This window comes from uncultured Roseibium sp. (assembly GCF_947499295.1).
GTDB lineage: Bacteria > Pseudomonadota > Alphaproteobacteria > Rhizobiales > Stappiaceae > Roseibium.
Window position 1 is genome coordinate 1 of record NZ_CANMNP010000064.1, and the last position, 4,182, is coordinate 4,182.

The window sequence follows — 4,182 nt, forward strand, 5'->3', positions numbered from 1 at the left end:
CCCTCTTGGGGCGTGTGCTACGACCCCGCATCATAGGCTCAGGAGAGTGGCCGCCGGAATTACGCTATGTATTAGTCATACGTGAGGTGGAAACTGAAGAAAGTGTTTGATAGAGACGGTTCCAAGATCGCCGCCAGGGGCTTGCGCCGGATAGCCGAGTTCTACAGAGTCGAGGCCGATATCCGCGACACGGCGCCAGTGCAACGGCTCTCGGCCAAGCAGGCCCGCACCACACCTCTGGTTGCCGCCATTGGCAAATGGCGGCAAGAGCAACGCTTCAGGGTCTTCGCCAGGTCACACCTCGGCTAGAAATTCCCCTACATCCACCCTCCCTGGGACGTTTTGCAAGCCTTTCTTCAAGACGGCCGTGTCGAGATCGATAGCAACTGATCTGGTGGCCGATACCGACCGTGGCGTGCTCCGATTGGTTGTAGGCGTTCGAGGGAGCACTCCTTCATTGATCGGTCGGCCTGGAGGTACATATGTGTCGTGGCTGGGCTTTCGTGACCCAGCCTGAGTGCGATGACGGTGATGTGAATCCCAGCCTGCATGAGGTGTATCGCCGTGGTGTGGCGGACCGTAAGCGGGTGCAAAGCTCCGACAAGCAAATTCAAGGAAACCACAATCGCAACAATTGATGGAATCTGTGATCCAGATTTCTGACAGTTTATCTGGTTAGATGCCTTTCTCTCTCACGCGATCGGTTTCTGACAGGCCCCCCTTGCCGTGCATCTTTAGAGTTTAAGCTGCTTGTGCTTCTAACAGCCGGGGTCGCGAGTTCGCGATTTACCAGAATTTCGTTGAAGGTTGTTTGCCGCAATTGCGGTTCTGGGAGGTCCAGATTTTGGGATGGCTGTCTAAGCCTGACGCGATCTGTGGACGAAGGGCCGACAGTCATAACCTCTTCAATAGCAGTTTGCCGTCTTTTTTGAACAGACGTTTGATTGGTCGGCAGAAGCTGGACCCTATCGGGCGAGGGTTCGCGGGTGGTGATAACTTCATTGAGTGTTAGCTGCCGTCGTTTTGAGGGAGGACACTCATTTGGTGCAAACGCAACATCTCTTGGCCACGATTTTGGTGGACGGTTGGGCCTTTTACTGACTTCGTCGCGACGGTTTTGTGAAATCGGGTGTTCGTGTCCAAGGCGGCGTGTTGCTGTCTTATCTTTTGAAGCTGGGGCCACCCGGACAGCAGTGGTTTGAGGCGCAACCCAGCCTGAGTTGGCCGACCCACTGCGTACCGCAATACCTCGTGTCTCTGCTGCCGGTGACGATGGCTGGGATGGGAATGCGTCGACATCAATTGGCGCGCTTGCCACCCTGGAAATGGTTCTTGTTTGACCCTGCCGGTTTGTGTTGTAACGGCCGGTGCAAGAAGCATCGATGCTGCTTTCAGGAACTTCCGGGATGATAAGGTTGGCCGGAGCGTCCATATGTGTCGATCGAGGCTTGTAGTTCTGCCCCCCTGCTTCCGACAACGAAGAAGGAGTCATCGCGTCGACGTCTATGATAACATTGGTCGCCTGTACCTCCCGATTGGCTCCCTCCTGGGCCTGCCGGACGCGTCCATTCGCCGATTGAGTACGCGTCTTGGATTGTCCCAGTATTCTATTGCTCTGAAAGTGAGACGATATCTCGTTTGTCCCAGCTTCTTCATGTGACCGATACAACTGCCTTGCGGTTCGTGTGTTAAGTGGTTTTCCAAGCGTCTTACGTTTTTTGCCGCTATGGCTCTTCAGGCGGAGAAGCCGCGCAATGGGCCTTCCATTTCCGGCACTTTGCTGCGATCTGATGCGAGTCTTCTTTTCGCTGGCTGCCCCCCGCTGGGCGATGAGAGTGCTTGCTCCATTGCTCGGTCCTGTTTGGACCGAGGGTTGACGAAATCGATCCAACAAGGTGCGGAAGGAAAAAGGAATCTTGTTCGGCCCCGCTGGCCTGAAAAAAGTGTCCAAGGGGCCAGCGGTGACAGCGGCGGTTGACTTGGTCGCGTTGGCACGTCTGCGGATCTTGGTCAGGGCGGAAGGCGCCTGGTGCGCTCTTTTCTTCTGATTTTGCCTCTCGGTTTGAGGAACGTTAGCATGGCGTTTCCCGCTGGAATGCGGCTCTGCAGCTATTGCATCTCCGGCACTTTCCCGCAGACGGATACCGACTTCCTGGCGGCTAGCCGTTTTAGGTCCCGTGGTGAGAGTGCCGAGTGCATTGTTCGATTCAGCTTGAGCCGAGGATTGTGCAGAACGTGCTGCAAATTGTGTTCCGTCAGTAGACTTGTTTGAGTCATTTTCAGTCGTATCCTCTTGCCTCAATTTGCGGCCGCGATGCCTGTTGGAATCGGCGTTGCTGGAGCGCCTGCCTGCAAGTTCAATTTGCTCCGGAACCGGCCCACGGTCTGTGATCGCAATGGTTGATGTTCGCATTTTCCGTTCTCCAGCGGCGTCGGCGCGCCCTTTAGGAGATAACTGTCGCTCCGCCACATCGCCGCCCGACTTTCTTTCATCTTCTTTTGGCTCCATTAGGTGACCCATTCAGAGGTTTTGGCACAGATGAAAGCCCTCGAAGTTTACCGAGAGGTTTTTAATAAAGAACGCGACCCGACATACACTTTTTTGTTCATGCGTCGGCAAGTTGCGTCAAAGGAACATAAGGCCGATCAATGTCTTGCTTGAAGGAGCCATTCCAGACTTGTTCAACTTGACGTTGAACAGTCTCAACCTCATGTCTCATCATGTCCGGGAGGCGTTGGTCTAAGATTGCTTTCGCAGCTTCCAGATCCGGATCCATGACACGTTGACAAGGCAAAAGATCCGCCTCACTGATAGCGTTGTAGCGCTCGAAAATTTCAGGGTATAAGCGAAAGTCCCACCACTCCTCGGGAAGGGCCCAAATGGATTGATCCAACGCGTTGGCCGCGCGTTGCACCGCAAACTCCAACTTGCTCCGGTTCAAATAAACGTCAAGGCTGCGCTTTTGCGGGCCGTCAAAACGTGTGTGCTCTCTCGATCCATGGTTCTCGCCGTTTGCGATCAGTGCGAGGTGAGGAGCTGCACAGAAATGGTCGAAAATAACGCCCATATCCACTTGCACCCAGCCCGCTAGGGATTGCTGTTCCGGAATGATATCGATTGCCATGCCCCTTGGGTGCCCACCCGTTCCTGGAAGGGAAACTAGCTGGGTTGGGTAACCATAGTCGGCCATCCGCAGTTGAGCCTCGATGGGACGCAGGCAGTCGACCACCCTTAGCCGCCATTTGAAAAATGCAGAACAAATTTTTGCAGCCAAGAGGGTGATTGACGCCAGGGTCTTGTGCGCCCAAATGATGCGAGTTTCGGGGTGGTAAAGTTGAGGAAAGTGATTTGCAACGGGCCCGGGACTGCAATTTTTTCTAGCATACACCGGATCAGCAACAATCTCAGGAAACAAATTCAAAGGTATCAAGTGATGAACGTCAATATTGCGTGCCACAGATGCAGACTCCAAGAAAATAACCTGGAAAATTTTGCATATCTATTGGTTTGGAAGATGTCTTATGTTTTGTATTTTTGTGCTATTAGTTTGTAAGCTCTCATTTCCCAGCACGTTGACGCCATCGATTTGTTGGAACGTGTTCGAATGGGAGAGCGCCCGGTCAGATCAGGCGGTAGTTGTTTTCGGGAAGTTGAATGGCAGCAGATCGTTGATGTCTGCATCGGCGGTACGCTGCGGTCGTTCGGATAGGACATGGCGCAGGTACGCCAAGGGCTCGACGCCGCTGGCCCGGCAGGTCAACATCCGGCTGTAGACGACGACGCTGACCCTGGCTCCCTCGACGGTGTCGCTGAACAGCCAACTTTTTCTGCCGGTGGCAAAGATTCTGATGTCGCGTTCCAGAAGGTTGTTGTCTATCGGCATCCTGCCGTCTTCGGTGTAGCGCGTCAGATAGTCCCATTGGTTCAGGGTATAGGAGACGGCATCGCCGAGCTTGCTGTCCGGCAAGACCTTTGGGGCGATTTTGTAGAGCCAGTCCTTGAGGACGCTCAGAACGGGGACGCTGTGTTGCAGACGAAAGCGGCGAATGCAGTCAGCCTGCGTTTCAATTTCGTTCGGCTTTTCGTTTCGCGCTTGGCTTTCGATGAGGGCGGCGGCAATCATGTCGCGGGCAATCTCGATCTTCGTGGCAAAGGCAATATCCTCAGGCACGTGCGCCCGG

General features: G+C 54.2%; 4 protein-coding genes. 1 reads left to right on the forward strand and 3 read right to left on the reverse strand.

From position 1 onward, the window contains the following. Nucleotides 1-81: 81 nt before the first annotated feature. Nucleotides 82-309, forward strand: a complete 228-nt coding sequence (locus tag Q0835_RS29400) for a transposase (protein WP_298966949.1) — start codon at nucleotides 82-84, stop codon at nucleotides 307-309. A 47-nt stretch (nucleotides 310-356) separates the two neighbouring features. On the opposite strand, the gene Q0835_RS29405 is transcribed toward Q0835_RS29400, so the two are convergent. The 3 genes from Q0835_RS29405 to Q0835_RS29415 all read right to left on the reverse strand — a co-directional run. Continuing rightward, nucleotides 357-623: a tyrosine-type recombinase/integrase gene (locus Q0835_RS29405; protein ID WP_298966952.1), complete on the reverse strand. Its 267-nt coding sequence runs from the start codon at nucleotides 621-623 to the stop codon at nucleotides 357-359. 1,983 nt (nucleotides 624-2,606) lie between these two features. Beyond that, the gene (locus Q0835_RS29410; RefSeq protein WP_298966955.1) at nucleotides 2,607-3,458 is read right to left on the reverse strand and encodes a hypothetical protein; all 852 of its coding nucleotides are present in this window, start codon (nucleotides 3,456-3,458) and stop codon (nucleotides 2,607-2,609) included. A gap of 168 nt (nucleotides 3,459-3,626) precedes the next feature. After that, a partial coding sequence (locus Q0835_RS29415; RefSeq protein WP_298966960.1) for a transposase occupies nucleotides 3,627-4,182 on the reverse strand: 556 nt, incomplete at its 5' end.